At 49.2% G+C, this 19,717-nt stretch carries 16 protein-coding genes and 1 pseudogene; 2 read left to right on the top strand and 15 right to left on the bottom strand.

What is annotated here, in order from left to right; all coding sequences use genetic code 11:
- Positions 1–24 precede the first annotated feature (24 nt).
- From ACFVS2_RS03280 to cyoE, 5 genes are all read right to left on the bottom strand, one after another.
- Positions 25–1,632 carry a SagB family peptide dehydrogenase gene (locus ACFVS2_RS03280; RefSeq protein ID WP_390230845.1) on the bottom strand — a complete coding sequence of 536 codons (1,608 nt, stop codon included), beginning with the start codon at positions 1,630–1,632 and terminating at the stop codon, positions 25–27.
- Positions 1,633–1,654: 22 nt separating this feature from the next.
- On the bottom strand, positions 1,655–3,595 hold the full coding sequence (locus ACFVS2_RS03275; RefSeq protein ID WP_390230842.1) for a TOMM precursor leader peptide-binding protein: 1,941 nt from the start codon (positions 3,593–3,595) through the stop codon (positions 1,655–1,657).
- A complete protein-coding gene (locus ACFVS2_RS03270; protein ID WP_390230839.1) occupies positions 3,592–5,496 on the bottom strand; it encodes a putative thiazole-containing bacteriocin maturation protein in 1,905 nt (634 codons plus the stop codon). Before ACFVS2_RS03270 ends, ACFVS2_RS03275 begins: the two co-directional genes overlap by 4 nt.
- Positions 5,497–5,646: 150 nt before the next feature.
- A complete protein-coding gene (locus ACFVS2_RS03265; protein WP_390232383.1) occupies positions 5,647–5,871 on the bottom strand; it encodes a hypothetical protein in 225 nt (74 codons plus the stop codon).
- A gap of 232 nt (positions 5,872–6,103) precedes the next feature.
- Positions 6,104–7,027 carry a heme o synthase gene (gene cyoE, locus ACFVS2_RS03260; RefSeq protein ID WP_390230836.1) on the bottom strand — a complete coding sequence of 308 codons (924 nt, stop codon included), beginning with the start codon at positions 7,025–7,027 and terminating at the stop codon, positions 6,104–6,106.
- A 180-nt stretch (positions 7,028–7,207) separates the two neighbouring features.
- Between cyoE and ACFVS2_RS03255 the strand changes: the two genes are divergently transcribed.
- Entirely contained in the window at positions 7,208–7,807 is a 600-nt protein-coding gene (locus ACFVS2_RS03255) for a TetR/AcrR family transcriptional regulator (RefSeq protein WP_390230833.1), read from the top strand.
- A 13-nt stretch (positions 7,808–7,820) separates the two neighbouring features.
- Here ACFVS2_RS03255 and ACFVS2_RS03250 read toward each other — a convergent pair whose 3' ends face one another.
- From ACFVS2_RS03250 to ACFVS2_RS03240, 3 genes are read right to left on the bottom strand one after another with little or no spacing between them, the layout of a single operon-like run.
- A complete protein-coding gene (locus ACFVS2_RS03250; protein WP_390230830.1) occupies positions 7,821–9,017 on the bottom strand; it encodes an MFS transporter in 1,197 nt (398 codons plus the stop codon).
- Between the two features lie 23 nt (positions 9,018–9,040).
- Positions 9,041–9,415 carry a hypothetical protein gene (locus ACFVS2_RS03245; RefSeq protein ID WP_390230827.1) on the bottom strand — a complete coding sequence of 125 codons (375 nt, stop codon included), beginning with the start codon at positions 9,413–9,415 and terminating at the stop codon, positions 9,041–9,043.
- Positions 9,416–9,440: 25 nt separating this feature from the next.
- Positions 9,441–9,776, bottom strand: a complete 336-nt coding sequence (locus ACFVS2_RS03240) for a hypothetical protein (RefSeq protein ID WP_390230824.1) — start codon at positions 9,774–9,776, stop codon at positions 9,441–9,443.
- Between the two features lie 195 nt (positions 9,777–9,971).
- Between ACFVS2_RS03240 and ACFVS2_RS03235 the strand changes: the two are divergent.
- Positions 9,972–10,297, top strand: a pseudogene (locus ACFVS2_RS03235) (alpha/beta fold hydrolase); the annotation flags it as partial.
- A 75-nt stretch (positions 10,298–10,372) separates the two neighbouring features.
- On the opposite strand, the gene ACFVS2_RS03230 reads toward ACFVS2_RS03235, so the two are convergent.
- From ACFVS2_RS03230 to ACFVS2_RS03200, 7 genes are all read right to left on the bottom strand, one after another.
- Positions 10,373–10,870 carry an SRPBCC family protein gene (locus tag ACFVS2_RS03230; RefSeq protein WP_390230821.1) on the bottom strand — a complete coding sequence of 166 codons (498 nt, stop codon included), beginning with the start codon at positions 10,868–10,870 and terminating at the stop codon, positions 10,373–10,375.
- Between the two features lie 90 nt (positions 10,871–10,960).
- Positions 10,961–12,307: an acetyl-CoA carboxylase biotin carboxylase subunit gene (accC, locus tag ACFVS2_RS03225; RefSeq protein ID WP_390230818.1), complete on the bottom strand. Its 1,347-nt coding sequence runs from the start codon at positions 12,305–12,307 to the stop codon at positions 10,961–10,963.
- Between the two features lie 14 nt (positions 12,308–12,321).
- Complete coding sequence (locus ACFVS2_RS03220) at positions 12,322–12,771, bottom strand: acetyl-CoA carboxylase biotin carboxyl carrier protein (RefSeq protein WP_173617761.1); 450 nt, start codon at positions 12,769–12,771, stop codon at positions 12,322–12,324.
- A gap of 22 nt (positions 12,772–12,793) precedes the next feature.
- Positions 12,794–14,359: an acyl-CoA carboxylase subunit beta gene (locus ACFVS2_RS03215; protein ID WP_390230815.1), complete on the bottom strand. Its 1,566-nt coding sequence runs from the start codon at positions 14,357–14,359 to the stop codon at positions 12,794–12,796.
- A 4-nt stretch (positions 14,360–14,363) separates the two neighbouring features.
- Positions 14,364–15,416, bottom strand: a complete 1,053-nt coding sequence (gene meaB / locus ACFVS2_RS03210; protein WP_390230811.1) for a methylmalonyl Co-A mutase-associated GTPase MeaB — start codon at positions 15,414–15,416, stop codon at positions 14,364–14,366.
- Positions 15,413–17,584 (bottom strand): methylmalonyl-CoA mutase, encoded by a 2,172-nt coding sequence (scpA, locus tag ACFVS2_RS03205; protein ID WP_390230808.1) that lies wholly within the window; start codon positions 17,582–17,584, stop codon positions 15,413–15,415. The genes meaB and scpA overlap by 4 nt, the downstream gene beginning before the upstream one ends.
- Positions 17,584–19,707 carry a methylmalonyl-CoA mutase family protein gene (locus ACFVS2_RS03200; protein WP_390230805.1) on the bottom strand — a complete coding sequence of 708 codons (2,124 nt, stop codon included), beginning with the start codon at positions 19,705–19,707 and terminating at the stop codon, positions 17,584–17,586. Before ACFVS2_RS03200 ends, scpA begins: the two co-directional genes overlap by 1 nt.
- Between the last annotated feature and the right edge of the window lie 10 nt (positions 19,708–19,717).

The raw sequence follows: 19,717 nt of genomic DNA, 5'->3' as shown, positions 1-19,717 counted from the left end.
ACGCGACTCGGGTCTTCCACATTTTTATCCATGAAGCCCGCCCTGAAATCTGGCGCGGGGGCGATAATGCCCGACCGGAATTTGGATCAAACAGGTTTTCTCTTCTGTCTCTAGGTTGTATAGATCGTCGCAATTTTCCACGTCAAATCCGAGTAACGGATGACCACCCATTCCACACGTGAACGCTGCTAATAGCAAGTGATGCACGACGATTCCCGCCTCCAAATGCTGGATGCGATACCCTCTAAGCCCTAGCTGATTGATCAAATGATCGCGTTTACCCGCCACATGAAAGCAGAGCGGCACTTGATACAAATTCACGTTGTCCAGGGTCATTCCGTCTTGAAGGCGTGCTCGTAAATCTCCATAGACAATCGGATAAAGAGCGTGCTCCAGTGGTTCGTAAGCGTATGCCCCATCTCGTATCCCTTCTACCTGATGAATGCTTACAAAGAGAGAAAGCCTACTCCACGCTACTTCTTGATTTTTCCCCAAATCATTGCCATACGATAGAGCACTCATCGTCATTTCCACGATACGCGCTACCTGATCCTGGTCTGTTTTTCTCCTGATAAAGTCCATTTCCGGCGAAAAACGCTCCCGGCAATATTGCGCCAGATCATAGTTTGGTTTCTGCAAACGCGGGAGAAGAATTCGCTCATCGGAACGACGAAGCCACTTGCTTTCCAACTGATCTGAATAACGTGTAATCGAATGGGTAGATTCCTGCATGGCAGCTTGATTCATTTGTAGGAGCGCAGTATATTTTCTCATTCTTTTTGAGCGCATCATATGCACATGCTTTTGTTCAGGCAGTTCTCGGATTAACTCGCTTGCCGTCTCCTCACCTCGCTCTGCCCAATGTGCGGTTGAGTGCGAATGCCTCTCCCCTTCTATTTGAAGCGATAAGGGAACTACTGCGTATACACTCTCTTGATCGGCAGACAATCCTAGAAGTGTATTCATCGCTCTATCTAGAAACTGGTAGTGTACCGCAGTCGTTACACCGAACTGGTTTGCCATTTCGTGCAATTGTCCAAGCAGTACTCCAGCATCGAGGCCCTGCAGTCGATAGGAAAACTCATCATACTTAAAAAAGTTCTTCCAAAAATAGGTGGATACGAACGCAACTCCAAAGCAAGCATGTACCGGGCAACTGCCGCCAAGTGCTCGGCTTAGGAAGTGATCAAAATTCCCTTCGCGCAATTGTACAAGTCTGTGATGGGCCACATCGTAGTGGTATAGACCTGAAGGAATACTAGACAGCTTTAAATACACGTACAGCTCACTCGGATAGAGCGCCCCTCCAGACGGAACTGGTCTTCGATTGGTTACAAGCGACACAAACGACTCAGATCCTACATCTGCCGGAGTTGTGGTTAACAACGATTGGCTGATTTGGATGAGGCCATAACTATACCATAACCAAGCGCCCAATTGAGGAAGAGACATCTCTTGCGAAACCGTATGATCTGCGAGCGATAGAGGGACGTCTTCTGGAAGCGGGATAACAGGTAGGCCCCTGTACAGCTTGTATGTCAGTGGCGCATCCCCCCAATCCACTTCGAGATCACTTGGCCTGGCGTTTTCCGTATCAAAATGAAGGCGGTACAAGAAATTTTCGAGACTCATCCGGCTCACTCCCAGATGCATGTTATGGAAACGGATGTGGAAAAGGATTCAACTCGTCTACACGTAGTGGTTGTTTCGTGTAACCCAGCTTCACAGGGACCTCCAATACTCTTTTCAATCCCGTTACTCGCGTGAGATGCTGGCCAAAAGTCATCGGGAGCATGCCAGGAATCAATACGCGTACGCAAGATAAGCCGTGGCGCCCTACCTCTGGTGTCGTTTGATCTACCACAATGACATCGAGATCTACCTTTTGGAACACACCGAGCAACTCCCGCAAATCGTCTGTGAGATCACGATGCTGGTTTCTTCTAGGAAATTGTTCAGCGAAAGAGACCATCGGACGTGAATTATCCATAAGAAAGGATAAGCGCCCCGCTGCTTCCGGCAAGCTGTAAAGCATCGCATGGTCGTCCATCTTTTTCACTAGGGACGAATCATGGAGCATGTGTAAATATTTGTCTCGGTTCGTTTCGTACTTGTCTGTCAAAGTCATGAGCATGGCAGCCGTTTCGTAAATGGAGCTTTTTACAGCGCGGATGGGGTCCGGATGCGCTCCTGCTGCACAAACGAGGTGCAAGCCTTCTTCTCCGCGGTTTTTCGCAATCGTCCATACAGCGGGAATTCCATTTTCCATTGTCGCATCGAACAAGTACAAATCGTAATTGGTAACGGTCTGCATCCGATCAATTAGAAGAAGCAATTCCTGGTCATTGACCGTAGCGGGATCGAGACGTGGTAATGGCAGTTGAGCATACCAGGTCAACAAGAAAGCATCTCGCTCAACCACTTCGAGGATTCCGTAAAAAATCGCCTCCTCCAAACTGCCGCCTAACGCACAGCCATTGGAGGTCTCAAATACAACTCCCTCCCCGAATCCCATACTGTAGTAGGCCATGAGCTCAGGTACAAGAATGGGTCGCTCTTCTTTAAAGGAATAACCCCATACCCAGTTCATCTCTCGCTTGGGATCAAACGGCTGAAAAGGAAAATCTGGCAGGGCATACTGCTCTTCTGAATGGGTCCCCGCCGTTGTCGGATCAAGGGCATGCGGCGCAAGGTTTGCATAGCAGTCACGCACCATCGTCCTCTTGCCACGCGGCATCAGCCCGCAATATCTTTCCATTCCTTCCAAAATCGCCGTTATCTCACTATCCGCGTATGAAACAGACCTGCCGGCCGTGCCCTCGTCATGTGAAAATAACGGCAGATTGACACTTACATCTGCGAACACAGAGACAAGATCACGTACTTTCCCATTCAAAAACCCAGTTCGGGAATCCAAATATTCGTTGGTGAGAGCTTGCTTCAAAGAGGCTATGGATTTTGTCCGGTAGCTGTCCGGACTTTGCTTTACAATAGGCTTCAAGCGTATTCTTGCCTGCTCTTCAGAATCCTCAGGCAGCTGATTGCATACCGGACATACAGGATTGGGCAAAAAGAAGTGGCGCGTGCTGGTCAATGTTTGCAAATCAATAAACTGGATATGTTCGGATAACTGGGCTTGCCTGCCCTCTACTATACGTTCAACCTCCGCACTGACATGGTATGCCACTTGTAACAACCCTGAGCGAGATGACCATGGATCACGGGGTATGCCGCCTTTCTCCCTCAGCATATGTTGTACCTTCCACATCTCTTTGCGATCGCGTCCCGCCATCAATCGCCGCATATCTGCACACTGGGAGCACCCTGTTTGACCAGAACGAACCAAAGGGCCTACGATTGCCTCCCCGAACGAAACGAAACCGCGCAACCATGGAATATTCGCTTTTCGGAAATGCTTTTCTGCCTGCAAATGCAAAGCAGGATCGTACGCATCGTGCAACAAGAGCGCCAAATCTGCTCCACTTGTCGCAGATTCCATGTTTTCACTCTGCCACACGCGATAGTCCTTGCTCAAATGTTCTGAAACCAGCTCCGCCAGGACTCCGTCTCCAACTACAAGAATGTCAACGCTCATTGAAGCACCTCCCGCGAAAGCAGCAAGGCGAATACACCGCCAAGGTCTTCTTCTAGGAAAGGCTCTATCGCGGCATTCATGACTCGAGGAGAAAGCTGTTGAAGCGCCAGTACCTCAACCGCTTGTTTCCAGACCTCTTTTTCCGATTCTTCCTGAACGCTACTGCGTGCAAGTTCGATGGCTTCACCCGTCAAGCCGACAGATTGCGCTGTCAGTACATACTTGGACACATGATTTGTTGGCATCTGAATCTGATGCAGGGCATACATCAGCGCTTTTCGCAATGCATCTCGCTCTAGCAAGCCAATACTCCCGTACCATCCCGTGCGCGTTTCCACCCAAAACACCGGAAATCCGCACACCTCATGACCTTTTGCAATCGTCAGATTCTCACCTAATGTAGCGAAAGATCGTACATAAAACTGAGACTGTTCATCCACAATCGAGTCAACATGCACAGGTCTAGCCGTTGGTTGTCGTCCTTTCATTTCTGACACATACGTGAGTGTCAAACAATGCTGTAACGCCCGACATAAACCTTCTGCTGCCGTTTCCCCTGCTCCAATTCCGATGTTGCGGTGGTTCACCATTCTTTCCACATACATCTCTGCTCCAAGCAATCCTGCTTCTCTACGCGCCTCGTCATGGGTATATCCTGCGCATACAACTGTTGGCAATAGCTCTGCGGGACCATCTGCCACAGGATCGACTGCTGTCACCCTACACTGTGTCAGTGGTAGCTGCGTAAGCTCTCCCTCATCCCAGCTGTGAAAAATTCCGGTATCAGGGGAGGTCCATGACGGAAACAGAGACAATAGACTTTCTTTCTGTTCTGCCTCTTTGGATATCCGCAATTCAAGCTCCTTCTCATCCAATACCTCCATGCTCATGTCTTCTTTTCGCATTGGGTGAGGCATGTATGACTGCCAGCTTCCTTCCAACGTCTCCAGATTTAACAAATAAATTTTGTTTGGGTCCTCTGCTTCATTGACACCTGAAACGTATTTGAACCATTCAAAAACAGCGATGTTCGCCAGCATGGCTGCTGCAGTCATTGAATATGGATGTTGCTCAGGGTCCGCACACAAAGCCTGTCGATGTAAACGACGCCAAGCCGATTCAAAGCAAGCCTCTGACTGTGGATGAATCAGCGGCCCTACCATACCTTTTTGCTGGACAAATAACGCCGGAACAAACACCTTCTCCCGCTCTCTGCACGCGGACTGGATCACACTTACTTCGCCCTTGTTTACGTTTGCTGATGTGTACAAAATACCAGTGAAAGGCTCGATGGTCGCTGACCAATCGGCACCCTCCCACGACGTCGGCTTGCGTTCATCCAGCTTCACGTGTGGATCTTTCCTACGCGAATGTTCGATAATCGCCTCTAGCCGCTCACGATTGGTCGAAGTCTCATTGGTGATGGCGTAATGGAATTGAACGCATCCCGATTCCAGCAATGCATGGATGACAGAAAGGAGAAAGGAACCTGCCCCGATCACCAATACTTTTTCCGTTCGATATTTTTGAAACCGATGCCCTCCTGATCCACCTAACTGATCCAAATATTCAATCTGCGCTGCATACCTCGACATGACCTCTGGTGATAGTTCATGTGGTTTCTCCAGGCTCACATCTTGAAGGAATCCATTTTCTAAAAGTGTACCGGCCACTTGGAAAATTTGTTGCTGGTATTCTTCCGGCAAATCGTCGGTCAATTGTTCCAACGTATGCACACCATTAAACATGGGAAATAACTGATCTACCCATCGATCGATCATGTCACCCTTCATGCGGAAAGTTCCGATGTTATTGCGAAAATACACACTTCCGTCTGAATCGGGTACATACACTGTATCCCGCTTCACTTTTATGCGCATCGAAGGATTCAGCTTATCCATTCTCCTCCCCCTAACGTTGTGAACTAAACCAATTTGCAACAAGACATGTCACAGCTATTTTATGTATCACTCTTTGTCTCACATTCCAGTTGGAAAAACAAAGCCCCTGCCAAGACACAATTTGGGGCAGGGGCTTCATTTACGTATGGATTATAAATCGTCATTAAACACGATAAAGCATGGGAAGAAGCAAGAGCAGCTGCAAGAGCAAGAGCAACTGCAAGAGCAACTGCAGGAGCAGGAACAGCTACAGCTGCAGGAGCAAGAGCAGCGACTGCAACGACCACAACTACATCTGTGGCATCTGCCACATCCGCCACATCTACTTCGAACTAGCGTCGCTTCATTCATTTTTTCTTTGTCCCAACGCTGCATTCGATCCCCTTTTATTTCAGAAGACTTCAATTTTTTTAGCTCTTTTTTGAACTCATCCATTCATTTTCACCTCCGCCACTTCATGGAACTACTCTAGATTTATGAAGTGACGTTGGGTATTCGTGCACAGATCATGCGCCCATTTTTGGTGGAACATGAGAAAAACCCGCTATGCTGCAAGGTTCCCTGACAAAAAAAGAAGCCGCCCTCAAAGTGAAGGCAGCTTGGATGATCACTGATACAGTTTGAAGATAATGCCCATGAGTGAGTAAATAATCACCGTCGAGAACAGCACCGTCATATGAATCAGCGAATAAATAAACATCGTTTTCGACCATTTCTGTGAATCCATTTTCCGGTATCCAAAAACACTCAGAACCAGCCATAAAATATTCAGGAGCAGGGCCATAAACGTAAGACCAGCACTTAATGACCAAAATAGAAAACTGCTAGCAATTAATATAACCAAATACACATTTGTTTGAATGTAGGTACGTCTTGCACCTTTGACCACGGGCAACATAGGAACCCCAGCCGCCTTGTACTCATCATGCTTGCGAATCGCAATCGCATAGAAGTGAGGCATTTGCCAAATGACCATGATGATAAAGAGACCAAGGATCGCAGGATGCGTGATATCTGGATGAATGGCAGCCCAACCGATAAGCGGCGGCATTGCGCCAGAAATACTTCCTACCTCCGTATTGTAAACCGTTCTTCTTTTGGTCCACATCGTATAAGGCACGACATAAAAAAACAGTCCGAGAAAACCCATAATAGCAGCCAACGGTGATGCCAAGACGAGAGCCACCAAGCCAATAATCGTCATTAGGGATGCTAGCCATAAAACTGTCTTCGTTGATATGTCTCCTGTCACCGTAGGTCTGTTCTTCGTCCTCTCCATGACAGAATCGATATCGCGATCATACACGTTATTAAAAGCACCCGCTGCGCCCATGATTAAAATAGAGCCGATTGTAGCAAATAAGATTTCTGGTAGCTTATCTAATAGACTGAAGTGATACGTATATAAAGCCAATGTTAATCCGGCAAACATCGGAATCAGATTCGATTTGATAATCCCCGTCTTAACCGTTTGCGCCAAAATATTGGACATAGGCCGATTCCGCGTTGCAACGCTTTCTTCCCTCTGCATTCGTACACTGTCCCCTCTTACTAGATGATCTATATCTATCGTACTCCAAAATAGCATGACATAGTAGACGGTTAAATCCTACAAAACTGCCATTTGTATCTTACATACCAATAAGGATTTAAATACTACATGGAATGTTAATTCTATATGGTATGATTGTCAAGAGAAGGAGGCGGGCGAATGAACAGACGCAGATTAACCCAAGCAGAGCGTAAACAGGAAACACGGCAATTGCTCATTGACGCAGCCATTGAGACCTTTGCTCAGTTAGGCTTCCACGGGGCTTCCGTTGATAAAATCGCAGACCATGCTGGATTTACCAAAGGAGCAGTTTATGCTCATTTCCAGTCCAAAGAAGATCTCTTTCTCGCTATTTTGGAAGGTCAGATGCAATTACATGTCTCCAATATCCATCACGTAATTGATCACCAGCCATCATTATCGCATTTTATAGAAGCCATGGACGCCTATTTTATGTCCGTTCAGCAACAAAATCGCACGTGGAACATGCTGAACCTGGAATTTTTGCTTTACGCCATGCGCGAAGAGTCTGTTCGAAAGCGATGGTCGAACATGATCATAGAGTCGGTACAGCATCTTTCCAAGGCGATACAGACCTTGATGCCAAAAGAAAGTGGCCCTACTCTATCCGCTGATGAAATGGCATGGACGATTCTTGCTCTAGAGAATGGCATGAGCATCTTTTCTTACATTAGCGGCGACCAGGTGCCCCAGTCTTTATACGGAAAAGCTTTGCAAAACATGATATCATCAAAATAGCGATTGCCACATGCTAGAACGTTTCTGATTGGGCAGCCCGTTGCTTCATGATTCGATTGACTCTCTCAGAACCATATAGCATGAACGCAATGTAGAAGGCTGTAAAAAACGGTAAAATAGAAACGGTCGTCTGTGCAGCAAGCCACCCCAGCAACGGAGGCAAAAGTGTGGCACCCGTGTACGCAACCGCCATCTGATAGCCCATCAGCTTTTGTGTCTGCTCTTTCCCAAAGCGTTCAGGGGTATCATGCAGCATACAGGGATAAATCGGAGCGAAGCCTAACCCGAGCAACAGAAAACCGATTAGCGAACTGAAGGTCGGTAATGGCAACATCAACAGCGTTGCCCCAGCGAATGATACGAGAAGCCCACTTCGAATCAGGACGCGGTTGCTCACTTTGAAGGTAACAAAGCCCGTGATAAATCGCCCCACAGTAATGCCACCGTAATACATGGCTACCCACACCGCTGCTACAGCCGCAGGTAGCTCCTTCCCATTTACCAAAAAGCTGCTCCCCCATAATCCCACCGAGGCTTCAGCCCCACAATAGAAGAGAAAGGTTAGCAAAGTCAGCTTGACGCCTTTTGTCCGTAACGGTTGTTCGCTCTGCCCACGAGACGGCTGAACCTGTGACTCTTTGACAGCATGACTTTGCACGTTCTCCATTCGTTTCCATAAAGGAAGTGTAAGCGCTAGAAGTACGACTAACGCAAATTGAATGAGAGAAATGGTCAAGTATCCATTCCGCCATAAATCATGATCGCGCATGAAGCCAGACATAATAATGGGGCCAAGCGTAGCACCCACACCCCAGAAGCAATGCAGCCAGCTCATATGATGGGCATGATAATGCGTGGCCACATAATGATTCAGAGCAGCATCCACAGAGCCAGCTCCTAGTCCCAGCGGCAATGCCAATACCATCAACCATATAATCGAAGGGGCAAAAGAAAATCCGAGCAAGGCCGCCGCCGTTATCAAACAGCTAATCAGCGTGATCTGTCCTGTCCCCAATCGTTTTATTAATGCACCACTCATCAAGCTAGATACGATCGTTCCAGACGCAATCACAATGTTAATCACACCTGCCATACCAAATGCCGCACCATATTCTGCTTGCATGACCGGCCAAGCTGCCCCTAGTAACGAATCAGGAAGGCCCAAGCTGATAAACGACAAGTAAATCATGATCAAAAAGAATGTTGCCACTATCCCCCGCCCCCTGCTCGCTTTTACATTCTTACTGTGAGTCTATTCAGCAATTTCTCTCCCTCTGTTTTGAACCGCTTGTTCTTTTCGAGAAATTCGTTCACTTCATTTAATTGGGCTGGTCGGTAGCCTGGGCCACCACAACCACAGGAATGATAGGTAAACCCATGCTGATAGAGGATTTCAACCTTTTTCCATTGCTTCACATCCGTTTGTTTCGGGGCCTTGAAATCATGCCCCATATCCTTCATTCCCTCACCACATTGCGGACAGCTATGCTTGATCTTGGTCCATTCTTCCTCCGTCAACTCATACTTGGAGGTTTGCTTGAACACTTTTCGGCAAGCGAAACAGGCGTATATTTGTTTATACGGACCATACATCCCATATCGACACATGCTGATCAACCCCTCCCCGGTATTGCTAGGTATCCCCTTTTTTGACGAGCGTACTACCAATGAAATCAAAGCTCAAAGGCGCCCCCTTTTTGTCAGGCTGCCACCCCAGCTTGATCGCCTCTTCAATGATAGCCGCGACGTCCGCTGGCTTTAACACTCTCATATCCAAATGCTGCACAAGTGGAAACTCTGCCCAAAAGTCATTCACATCTGATTTTACATACACCCGAATCAATTGCCCTAAACCTTCATTGTGCTGGATCGTCAACGCGAGCAGCCCCTTCGCTGCTGGGCTAATGACCCAACGATATCGCTGCTCTCCTACCGTTATCCCCCGCGTTCCTTTTTTGGGTAATGCCATAGCTACCTCCTCATTGCGAGTAAATGTTTATCAGCTCTGCCAAATAAGTTTTTATGCCGTCCAATATTTCAGTCGAATGCTGCACAGTCACTTCTCGCTACATTTCCTTCCAACCAACCACTTCCATCCTGCCGCACATGCAGCATGGATGCAAGCCAAAGTTCAGCCTCGCAAGCCTGCACACCTTCGTACTTTTTGTTGGATGGAGCTCCTGTTACGATCGTCGGGCATTCTTTAGGAGGCGTCAACGCTTATCAATTTGCCGCTCATTATCCTGAGCTTGTGAACACAGACATTGTGGAAGATATCGGTGTAGAAATGATGGCCGACTTATCCTTTGCAGAAAAACTCCCACATCGCTCCCCTTCTTTACACGATCTAAGGAAATCTCTCGAAGAAGTCGGCGTTCGAGCGGTCGATTATTTTTCGGAACGCATGGTGACCCAAAGACCAAACACAAAGCTTGCAAGCTTTGCTGCGTGTATCAGGCTGTAAGAAGCTTTCTTGACGAGTTGAAATAATAGCCAATGCACGCGCAAAAGGGGGAAGAGATATTAGAAAATCTCTGATCCCCCCTTTCTAAAGCATGACCTTGTTTAGCCTTGATAGCTAATTTTTCCTGTTTCCACTAATTCTTTTAGTCCCATGAACATGAGATTCCAGCCGTGCTCCGAACCATCGTGGTATTCTTTCAATGCTTGTTCGATATCTGCCTGCGTCCAATTTTCCTCATGTGGAACGACGATGTTTTGCGTAAAAGTCATTTCACTGCCTTGCTGCGTTTCTTTTAGCTCCACGATTAAGGTATCGGTAGAATCGCTAAACTGCGGCATCTGAAAAGTAAAGACGATTTTCGTTGGACGATTAATTTCAATGTACGCTCCTATCGCGCGATAATCTTTCCCGTCTCGGTGATCAACAATTTCCCATGTTCCTCCTACCTGGGGGTTATTTTGTGCCACTTTATTGGTTCGCTCCAATGTAAAAAACCATTTCTTCATCATCTCTTGATTCAGCCATGCATCAAACACTTTTTCAGGTGGGACATCAAAATTTCTGGTCATGTTTAGTGCAATCGTTGAATACTCCCTCATTTACATGGCTCCTTTTTGTGTTTTTCCTCGTTTTATTATAAAGAAAAACAAGCCACGATAACCCCGCAGCTTGTTCCATCTATTCTTTCTTTACAATTCCAGCGTATGTTTCTCCAAGAAGTTCGTAGCGAAATTACCTGCGACAAAGTCAGGGTGCTCCATCAGCTTCTCATGGAAGGGAACCGTCGTATGCACGCCCTCGATGACAAACTCACCTAGCGCCCGCTTCATACGAGCCAATGCTTCGTTTCGATCTGTTCCCCAAACGATCAGCTTGGCTACCATTGAGTCATAGAAGGGAGAGATTTCGTAGCCGGGATAAACCGCACTGTCCACGCGCACACCGTAACCACCAGGCGGCAAGTAATTGATGACCTTCCCTGGTGATGGCATAAAGTTTTTCGCAGGATTCTCCGCATTGATTCGGCATTCGATCGCCCATCCGTTAATTTTCACGTCTTCTTGTGAGAAGGATAACGGATTGCCTGCTGCGACAGATATTTGTTCTTTAATCAAGTCGATCCCTGTGATCATCTCTGTCACGGGATGCTCTACCTGAATCCGTGTATTCATTTCCATGAAGTAAAATTGGCCATGCTTGTCTAACAAAAATTCAACGGTACCCGCTCCGTGGTACGAAACCGCTTTGGCTGCCGCCACCGCAGCTTGCCCCATTTGCTCGCGTAGCGCTTGATCCAGCGCCGGAGATGGCGCTTCCTCTACCAGCTTTTGATGACGACGTTGGATGGAGCAATCCCGCTCTCCCAAGTACACAGCGCTGCCGTGCTTGTCGCCCATGATTTGAATCTCCACATGCCGTGGCTCTTCCACGTATTTTTCCAAGTACACGCCAGCGTTACCGAATGCCGTCTCCGCTTCTTTCTGGGCTTGCCGAATCGCCTTGGACAACTCATCGGCGTCAGAAGCGACGCGCATGCCTCTGCCGCCGCCACCAGCCGTTGCTTTTACGATGACAGGATAGCCGGTTTTCTCCGCCACCTGCAATGCCTCATCGATGTCATCAATCAAGCCGTCTGTGCCCGGAACTAAGGGAACATTCGCTTGACTCATCGTTGCTTTTGCTACGGATTTGTCACCCATTTTGGTGATCGCTTCGGGATCGGGACCGATAAAGGTAATCGAGCAATCTTGGCAAAGTTGGGCAAACGAAGCATTTTCCGCCAAGAAACCATAGCCTGGATGGATAGCGTCAGCCTTTGTGTGAAGAGCGACTGTCATAATCCGTGCCATGTTCAAATAACTGTCCTTGGACGCCGTAGGTCCGATGCAATACGCTTCATCCGCCAATTCTACATGCAATGCTTCCCGGTCCGCCTCAGAAAAGACAGCGACTGTACGTATCCCTAGTTCCTGACAAGCGCGAATAATGCGGACCGCGATTTCGCCGCGATTGGCAATCAATACTTTCGTAAACATAGGCGCACTCCTTCCTACTTAGTTTTGACAACGAGCAATGCTTTTCCGTAATCGACAAATTGACCATCCACGACGAGAATTTCCGTGACGATGCCGCTAACAGGGGATGTAATGTCGGCAGAAAGCTGAAGAGCATCAGCCGTGCAGCGTCCAACTTTTTCGCCTACTTGAACAGTCTGCCCTACTGTCACTTCCGCATAGAACAGTCCTACTCCCGGAGACATAACTTGCTGTGTCACTTCCTTGGGCACCTCAGCAACGACATTGACGGACTCAGCAGTGGCGGCTGCCTCCTGATAGCCATGCTCCACTTCGCCCACCTGTACAGGCGCATTCACAGCCACAACTTCGACTGGTGCGCTTTTTTTGATCACGATGCGGGTCTTGCCCTTCTCCCATTCCAGCTCCTCAATGGAAGACTGATTCACCAGCTTGATGAATTCACGCAGTTCATGCAGCTTCATAGCAAGATCAGAGCTCCTTTTTTTAAAGTGGGATATTCCCGTGCTTTTTGTACGGACGATCTTCCTGTTTGTTTCTGAGCATTTCCAAGGCTTGCGCCACCTTTTGGCGCGTTTCGCGCGGATCGATGACATCATCCACCATCCCGAGACTTGCCGCGACATATGGATTGGCGAACTTTTCTCGGTAGAGGGCAATTTTCTCTGCGCGAGTCGCAGCCGGGTCCTCACTTTGTTCGATTTCCTTTGCAAAAATGACGTTGGCTGCCCCCTCGGGACCCATGACGGCGATTTCTGCATTCGGCCATGCATATACGACATCTGCTCCAATGGACTTGGAGTTGAGCGCCACATAAGCCCCTCCGTATGCTTTGCGCAGAATCACGGTGATTTTGGGAACCGTTGCTTCTGAGTATGCATACAAGATTTTCGCCCCATGACGGATAATCCCTCCGTGCTCCTGATTGATTCCCGGGAAAAAGCCAGAGACATCTTCAAAGGTCAGCAGCGGAATGTTGAAGCAGTCGCAAAAACGGATGAACCGTGCCAGCTTATCCGATGAATGAATGTCCAGTCCTCCTGCCATGACCTTCGGCTGGTTGGCGATAATGCCAACACTGTGTCCATCGATACGCGCCAGACCGATGACGATGTTGCGGGCAAAGTTCGGCTGAACTTCCATGAAATCACCGTGATCCACAATTTTTTCGATAACCTTGCGCACATCGTATACTTTGGTGCTTTCAGCAGGTACGAGCTCCAGAAGCTCTTCTTGCCATCCATTATTCTCTTCTGCTTTTATCACAGGTGCGCGATCACGATTGTTTTGTGGCAGGAAGCTGAGTAGCCTGCGCACTCCTTCCAATACTTCCTGTTCGGTTTCTGCCGTAAAATGGGCATTGCCGCTCACCGTCGAATGGACTTTGGCTCCGCCTAGATCCTCCGCGGATATTTTTTCACCGGTAACGGTTTCGATCACTTTTGGACCTGTGATGAACATTTGACTCGTCTTCTCAACCATGAAAACGAAATCCGTAATTGCTGGAGAGTAAACCGCTCCTCCCGCACACGGTCCGAGAATGACAGAGATTTGCGGAATCACACCGGAGTAAATGGCATTGCGGTAAAAAATCGTGCCATAGCCATCCAGCGAGCTTACCCCTTCTTGAATGCGTGCGCCGCCAGAGTCGTTCAGACCAATAAAGGGAGCGCCGTTTTTCGCTGCCAAGTCCATTACCTTGGCAATTTTCATCGCGTGCATCTCACCCAGAGCACCGCCAAATACCGTGAAATCCTGCGCGAACAAATAGACGGGACGACCGTTGATTTTTCCGTAGCCCGTCACGACACCTTCGCCCGGTGCCTCCATCTGGTCGAGACCAAAATGTGTAGCACGATGCTCAATAAACGGGTTCAGCTCCATAAAGGTGTCTGGGTCAAGCAGAAGCTCGATCCGCTCACGTGCAGTCAACTTGCCGCGGTTATGTTGTGCATCGATACGAGCATCTCCGCCACCAAGCTGGATTTTATATTTACGTTCCATCAATTCATCAATTTTTTCGTACATATTGTTGCTCATAAGGGCCACCATCTCTCTATTCCTTTTTCATGATCGCATTCTCATAGATCGCCACTAATTGCTGTACGGCGCTCGTCGGTGAAATCTCGCCACTCGCAACGGCCCCCTCAATGGCGGGAAGCAGCTCGGCTACTTGCTGATTGCCAAAAAAGGTCGCGCGCAAGTAGTCCTGAGCCATACTGTGCATCCAATCGAGTAGCTGCGCTTTGCGTCTTGACTCGAAGCCGCCTGATTGGACTGTGGTTTCACGAAATTGACCGATGACCTCCCAAATATCTTCAATGCCTTCCCCTGTCAGCGAAGAACACATGTATGCCTTCGTCTCCCAGCCAGTGGTTGCCGGCTGCAAGTAATGCAGAACACGATTGTATTCACCTTTGGCGATCAAGGCACGCGTGCGGTTTTCACCATCGGCTTTGTTGATCAGAAGCGCATCCGCAATTTCCATGATGCCTTTTTTGATTCCTTGCAGTTCATCGCCCGCGCCTGTCAGCATCAGCAGTAAAAAGAAATCCACCATGGACCTGACTGTCGTCTCACTCTGTCCGACTCCAACCGTCTCGACCAAAATCACATCATAGCCTGCTGCCTCACAGATCAGCATCGTTTCTCGCGTCTTCCGATTGACTCCACCTAGTGTGCCACCCGTGGCAGAAGGTCGGATGAACGCCTGTGGATTGCGTGACAAGAGCTCCATCCGCGTCTTGTCGCCGAGAATGCTCCCGCGAGTAACCGTACTGCTCGGATCAACGGCCAAAACAGCGACTCGATGACCTTTTTCACAAAGCATACTGCCGAATGCTTCAATGAACGTGCTCTTGCCCGCACCTGGCACACCGGATATCCCTATGCGTACGGATTGACCTGTATGAGGAAGCAGCTGTTTGATCACCTCTTGTGCCATATCCATATGAGCGGGAGCATTGCTCTCGACCAGCGTGATTGCCTGCGCCAAAACGGTTCGGTTATTTTCCCGTACACCTGTGACGTATTGCTCCACCGATAAGCGTGGGAGGCGCGCCTTGGAGGAAACGTTCAAGAAATTCTTGTCAGCCTTGCCCCCGGTCATTGTCCAGCAGCCTCCAGGCGATACACGATCTCTTGCAGAACGTGCTGGGCTGCTACAGGAATGACTGTTCCTGGCCCAAAGATAGCTGCGGCACCATGCTCTCGCAAAAAGGCGTAATCCTGCGCCGGTATCACACCACCTATGACGACGACAATATCCTCGCGTCCCAGCTTCTTGAGCTCTTCCACCAGTTGTGGCAGCAATGTTTTATGTCCTGCCGCAAGCGAGCTGAAGCCGATCACGTGCACGTCATTTTCTATTGCTTGTTTCGCTGTTTCCTCAGGTGTTTGGAACAACGGGCCGATATCGACGTCAAAGCCTAAATCCGCAAAAGCAGTAGCAATCACTTTCGCGCCCCTGTCATGTCCGTCTTGACCCATTTTCGCGATCATAATACGGGGACGTCTGCCCTCCCACTGCTCGAATTCGTCTGCCATCTTGCGCACAGCCGCTACCTCATCGGCATCTGCGTATTCGGAACTGTAGACACCGCTAATGGAGCGAATGACCGCCTTGTGCCTCCCCACGACCTTTTCATAGGCATCCGATATTTCTCCCAAAGAAGCTCTTGCTCGCGCCGCTTCAATGGCCAGCTCCAACAGATTGCCCTCGCCCGTTTTCGCACATTCTGTAATGGCTTGAAGAGTAGCTTGCACTCTCGCCTCATCCCGGTTATTGCGCAGCTCCTGCAAACGTCTGATTTGCGCTTCGCGGACAACTGTGTTGTCGACTTCGAGGATTTCAAGCGGATCTTCCTTATCCAGACGGTATTTGTTCACACCAATAATGGCTTCCTTCGCCGAATCGATATGTGCCTGACGGCGTGCAGCCGCTTCCTCGATCTTCATTTTCGGCAATCCTGTCTCAATTGCTTTTGCCATACCGCCAAGTGCTTCGACCTCTTCGATGTGCGCCCACGCTTTTTCCACGAGCTGCGCAGTCAAGGACTCGACGTAATAAGAACCTGCCCACGGATCGACGACCTTGGTTATCTCTGTTTCGTCCTGCAAAAACAACTGCGTATTCCGCGCGATCCGAGCCGAAAAGTCTGTCGGCAACGCAATCGCTTCATCCAGTGCGTTCGTATGAAGAGATTGGGTATGCCCCAGAGCCGCGGCCATGGCCTCGATGCACGTCCGCACCACGTTGTTATACGGGTCCTGCTCCGTCAAACTCCATCCAGACGTTTGCGAATGCGTCCGCAGTGCCATCGACTTTTCGTTTTTTGGATGGAATTGCTTGATCAGATTGGCCCAAATCAAGCGGCCTGCCCGCATTTTCGCCACTTCCATGAAGTAGTTCATACCAATCGCCCAGAAAAATGACAGTCGTGGCGCAAACGCATCGATGTCGATGCCTGCTGCAAGGCCAGTACGAACGTATTCCAAGCCATCTGCCAACGTGTAGGCCAATTCAATATCCGCGGTCGCACCCGCTTCCTGCAGGTGGTAGCCTGAAATACTGATGCTGTTGAATTTGGGCATGTGCTTGGAGGTGTAGGCAAAAATATCGGAAATGATCTTCATCGACGCTTCTGGCGGATAAATGTAAGTATTCCGAACCATGTATTCCTTCAAAATGTCATTTTGGATCGTTCCGGTAAGCTCCGACTGCGATACCCCTTGCTCTTCGGCTGCCACGATATAGAACGCCATAATAGGCAAAACGGCTCCGTTCATCGTCATGGAGACAGACATTTTATCGAGAGGGATACCATCGAACAAAATTTTCATATCGAGAATGGAGTCAACTGCCACGCCTGCTTTCCCGACATCACCGACTACCCGGGGATGATCCGAGTCATAGCCGCGATGCGTCGCGAGGTCGAAGGCAATCGACAGCCCTTTTTGTCCCGCAGCCAAATTCCGTCGGTAAAAAGCGTTACTCTCTTCCGCCGTAGAAAATCCGGCATATTGGCGAACCGTCCACGGCTGTGTCACGTACATCGTCGGATACGGTCCGCGCGTATACGGGGGCAAACCAGGCATGTAGCCGAGGTGATCCATGCCCTCCACATCTTCCATTGTGTAAAGAGGTTTTACAGGGATCTGCTCCAGCGTCTGCCACATTTGCTCCTTTCCTTGTGGGTTTGCACCCAGTTGGGGAAACAAGTCAGACACATCTCGTTTGGACTGATAAGCCATATTTAAAAAATCAGGTCGCTTCATTATGAGCCCACTCCTATCCGCTCCTGAAGTTCTCGTAGCATCTCGTAGCAATTGGAACGCATGTGGATGCAATCATCTACACCTGCCGCCTTATAAGTAGCCATCTGCTCTACGTCAGGCAAGCCAGCCAACAGAACCACCATCTGTGGTACATGTTGCTTGATTGCTTGCGCCAATGGCGGTACCTGCTCCGGATAACTCGCATCGTCCGAACAAATGACCGTGATCAACGCACCCGATGCCACCGCAGCTTCAGCCGCCTCTACGGTGGTAGAGAATGCTTGCTTGCCCCATACATCAAAGCCGCCAACTGCAAAAAACTCTGACGCGAAATCTGCTCGGGCCTTATGCTTTGCCACTGGCCCCATCGTCGCCAAGAACACGGTCGGTCTTTTGCCTGTTGTTTTCAAAAAATCATCAGCCTGCATCCGCAAGGCTTCAAAGCGCTCAGATGCCCGGTGAATACGGAGTGGCTGGATGATTGTCTCCACAGAATCATCTCGGCTCATGGCTTTGGCGATATCTCCCACAGTCGCTCCATGAAGCACTGCTTTTACTGCATGTGCCACGAGCTCATCCGTATGTTTCGCCAACTCATCGAGCGCTGAGGAGACGAGAGTCGCGTCCTGTTTCATCCGAAGGGATCGTGCTTCCGCTACTCGCTCTTCGTGAATGTTCGGAAGTCTCTCGGCCTGCAGTGGCTGCTCAGCCGTATTGGCATACATGTTCGTTCCAACCAAACGCTTTTTACGCGTATCGATGCTCGCTGCTTTTTGGTCCGCGATCTGGGCGATCAAGCCTTGTGGGAAGCCTGCTTCTAATGCGCTCAGCATGCCACCTTGCGCTTCTACCTGCTGGAACAGCTCCCATGCTTTTTTCGCTATTGCATCTGTGAGCCATTCTACGTACCAAGAACCTCCCGCAGGATCGATCACTTTTGCCAAATGCGCTTCTTCTTGCAAAATAATTTGCGTATTTCTGGCAATTCTTCTTGAAAACTCATTGGCAGGGCGGATCGCTTCGTCAAATGCGGATACATGCAGACTGTCTGCACCACCAATAACGGCTGAGAACGCTTCTGTCGTGGAACGCAGCATGTTGACATACGGATCGTAAATCGTCTTCGTCCAGGCCGAAGTTCTGGCGTGAATCGTCATCTTTTGAGCTTCCGTTGATCCGCCGTAGGCCTCCACGATGTTTGACCAGAGCATTCTTGCAGCACGCAGCTTCGCGATTTCCATGAAGACATCTGAGCCGATCGAGTATGAGAACTGCATCCGTGGTGCGATATCCTCTATGGACAGCCCCCGCTCAAGCATCGCTTGCAAATAGTCGACCCCTGTGGTCAGTGAAAAAGCCAGCTCGGTTACGGCGTTTCCGCCGCCATCCTGATAAGGATTGCTTTGAACCAGGATCGTTTTCAGCGCTGGCGCATGATTTTTTGCCCATTTCGTCATGCTTGCCATGGCGTTATAAGCTGTCTGCAAGGAACAAGGGAGCTTGCCCTCTGTGAGCAGAACCGCTACAGGGTCTTGCCCGATGCATCCGCGAAGCTCGGAGACTTGTTGGCCTGTCGCTTCAACATGTGCCAAAAGGAGCGAAAATATAGGCAAGCCAAGCGCTCCCGTGTTCACGTAAAGAGGGACCTCTGAAAGCTTCACCCCTTGAAATGCCTGCTCTACATCCTCTCGGCAAAAAACAGATACGCCTTTGTGACCAATCGTATCTGACAGTGCTTCATCAGGATCAACTCCAGCCAATGTCGCTTGATCCACCATCAGATGCAGCATCGTTTGCCCGCGCCCTAAATCGTCTACGGCTGCCTGATTGAATGCCTCGGCACTCATTGCGATGATTTCCTGACAGACATGCCATTTGTGTTCCTTTTGCTCGTCAGGTTGCTGATTCCCTCTATGAAAAGGCGCCTCACCTGGTAGCGCTTCCAGATGCGGCAATGTTTCGACATCTTCGTGCCGATAGATTGGCTGGCGAACAATCCCCTCGTACGAATACGTCAGTAGCTTGGCATCAAAGGATGCACCCTTTAGCGATTTTTCTGCCGCTTCCCGCCATTGCTCGTACGTGGGAACGGAGAATTCCTTGAACCATATATGTTTGCTCACTCTTCCAGTC

Origin of the sequence: Brevibacillus sp. NPDC058079 (assembly GCF_042885155.1) — a bacterium.
GTDB lineage: Bacteria > Bacillota > Bacilli > Brevibacillales > Brevibacillaceae > Brevibacillus.
Note: the sequence above shows the minus strand (reverse complement) of the source record. Positions and strands in the feature narration are given on the sequence as shown.